The organism is Gordonia sp. 852002-10350_SCH5691597, from assembly GCF_001665715.1.
Lineage (GTDB): Bacteria > Actinomycetota > Actinomycetes > Mycobacteriales > Mycobacteriaceae > Gordonia > Gordonia sputi.
On the sequence record NZ_LZMO01000272.1, the window covers coordinates 1 to 2,408 of the forward strand.

The window sequence follows — 2,408 nt, forward strand, 5'->3', positions numbered from 1 at the left end:
CACCACCGAGTGGGTCAGGCCGAGGCGTGCGCACGCGAGCATCGAGACGAGCGCCTCGGGGACCATCGGCATGTAGATGGCCACGCGGTCGCCGGGGACCAGGCCGATCGAGGCGAAGTAGTTGGCCGCCTTGGACACCTCGTCCTTGAGCTGACTGTAGGTGAGGTCACGCGAATCGCCGGGCTCGCCGACCCAGTGGATCGCGACACGGTCGCCCTTGCCCGCGGCGACGTGGCGGTCGACGCAGTTGACCGCCACGTTGAGTTTGCCTCCGACGAACCACTTCGCGAATGGTGCATCCGACCAGTCGAGGACCTGGTCGAAATCGGTGTCCCAGTCCAGGCGCCTGCCCTGCTCCGCCCAGAACTCGAGGCGGTCGGCGTCGGCATGGTCGTAGAGCGCGGCGGTGCCGTTCGCCTGCGCGACGAACTCGGGCGTCGGCGGATACACCTGTGCGGTGGGGTGTGCAGCTGTGGACATCTCTGAGCAGGGCCTTTCACTCTCGGTGTGCATTCACGCGACTCCACCCACGGTGAGGTGGGGCGTGCCGGGGTCTCATTGTGAGGGTAGTCACGTTGGGGTGGCGTTGCAGGCGCCGGGGGACTGGCGGCAGAGCTCGCGCGCCGAGCTGTCGATGGTGCGCGACGAACGGTTCACACCGCGTCTGTCACCGGGACAACGATCTGGGTGATCATGTCCTCTGGATCGGCGTCGGGAGTCGGCTGAGTCAGATAGATCTCCCACACGACATCCCCGCGAACCAGGGAGTGATCGGCAATCCACGCGAACAACTCCGCGTAGACGTCGGACAGATGGTCGTAGTTGCCGCGGTGGTCGTAGGTGACCGCGCGACTCCCCGGGGTTCGGAACGGCGTCACGTCATCGGTCGCTTCGACGACTCCGTCGACGGGGAAGCCCACACCGACGTCGATGGTGTCGGTAGGGAGTCCGAATGTCAGCCCACGTGGCGGTCCGGTGATCGCCAGGCCCGACGACGCGATCGCCCCAGGCAGTCTGCGGAACGCGTCGTCGTAGAAGCCGCGTAGCGCGTCAAAGGGTACGGTCGCGCGGATCAGCGCCAGCTGCTTGGCGTCGACGGTGGTGATCTGTGGGTGCTGCGTGAGGATGGACATAGATCGACGATGTCACGGTTGCATGGCTCCGACCGGGCGTTCGTTGGGTGAGCGCCCGCGGGGCACAGAATCTGGCTGCGCAGCCATCGATTACCGTGGCGAACTGTGACTACCGACCCTCTTGCGCCGCTTACGGAGTTGCCCGGCGTGCGCGAGGCCGCCGACCGTGCGCGCGACGCGCTCGGCGCTGTGCACCGGCATCCGGCCAATCTGCGTGGTTGGAACAACACCGCGACCGAGGCGTCGTGGCGGGCCGGCCGATCGTCTGCGGCGATTGACGGTGGGAGCGTCGAGCTGAGGCGTGACGGAGACTTCGACGACCCGATCCTGGCCGGCGCGATGCGGGTGGCCCAGGCGCTCGATGGTGATTCGCTCGATGCGTTGACGGCGGTGTATCGACGCGCGCCCGCGCAGGCGTTCGCGCGGTTGCATATGCTGGCCGCCGCCGACCTCGTCGACGACCCCGACCTGCTCGGCCGCCCGCGACCGGGAGCCGACGTCGCGACGCGACTCGAACTCCTCGGCCAGTTGATCACCGGTGCGACGTCGGTGCCTGCACCGGTGTTGGCCGCGGTGGTGCACGGCGAACTGCTGACACTCGACGCCTTCGGAAGCGCCAGCGGTGTCGTCGCCCGCGCGGCGTCGCGCCTGACGTCGACGTGGAGTGGCCTCGATCCGCACAACCTCGGCGTACCCGAGGTGACCTGGTTCAAGAAGGTCGACGAATATCACTCGCTGGCAACGGGATTCGGCACCGGTCAGCCTGATGCGCTCGGCGCGTGGATCGTGTTCTGCTGCGAGGCGATGGTGGCCGGAGCAACCGAGGCGAAGTCGATCGCCGACGCCGCTCGCGCGGGATGATGGCTGCCTGATTGGTGCCGGGGGGCCGGACGCTGCCAGCGGGCGAAGACTTGCCCAGACAGCACTGCGCCCCAGACAGCACTGCGGGCGGCCCACCTGTCTCTCGACAGGTTGCCGCCCGCGTAGCACGGACCCAAGTTACCAAGCGTGCTGCGGTGGGTTGTGGTCACCGCCTCGGCGAGGGATCACGTTCTGCGAGAACAGGTCTCCTCCGTCGCGCTGCCCTTGCTCTCTGGCCCGCTCACGGCATCCGTCGATGTCGGTGCCGGACGAACTCTCGGGCCAGGCGTGGCGCTGCAGTTGTCGGAGTTGTTGCTCGAAGCCGCGATGTCGCAGGCGCACAACACTTGTGCCTCATGCGGCGTGCTCCGCGTGGGTGCTTGCCGCCCGTGCTGGGAGTGCTCGCCGGGGGGT

General features: G+C 67.9%; 4 protein-coding genes. 2 read left to right on the plus strand and 2 right to left on the minus strand.

Going from position 1 to position 2,408, the window contains the following annotated elements:
* Together A5777_RS20840 and A5777_RS20845 are read right to left on the minus strand one after the other, a co-directional pair.
* On the minus strand, positions 1 to 480 hold a 480-nt coding region (locus A5777_RS20840; RefSeq protein WP_156529445.1), incomplete at its 3' end, for an acetyl-coenzyme A synthetase N-terminal domain-containing protein.
* Positions 481 to 653: 173 nt separating this feature from the next.
* A complete protein-coding gene (locus A5777_RS20845) occupies positions 654 to 1,133 on the minus strand; it encodes a GyrI-like domain-containing protein (protein ID WP_064864253.1) in 480 nt (159 codons plus the stop codon).
* A 105-nt stretch (positions 1,134 to 1,238) separates the two neighbouring features.
* Between A5777_RS20845 and A5777_RS20850 the strand changes: the two genes are divergently transcribed.
* The gene (locus tag A5777_RS20850) at positions 1,239 to 1,994 is read left to right on the plus strand and encodes a hypothetical protein (RefSeq protein WP_064864256.1); all 756 of its coding nucleotides are present in this window, start codon (positions 1,239 to 1,241) and stop codon (positions 1,992 to 1,994) included.
* 147 nt (positions 1,995 to 2,141) lie between these two features.
* The coding region (locus tag A5777_RS25550; RefSeq protein WP_231895144.1) for a hypothetical protein at positions 2,142 to 2,408 on the plus strand (267 nt) is incomplete at its 3' end.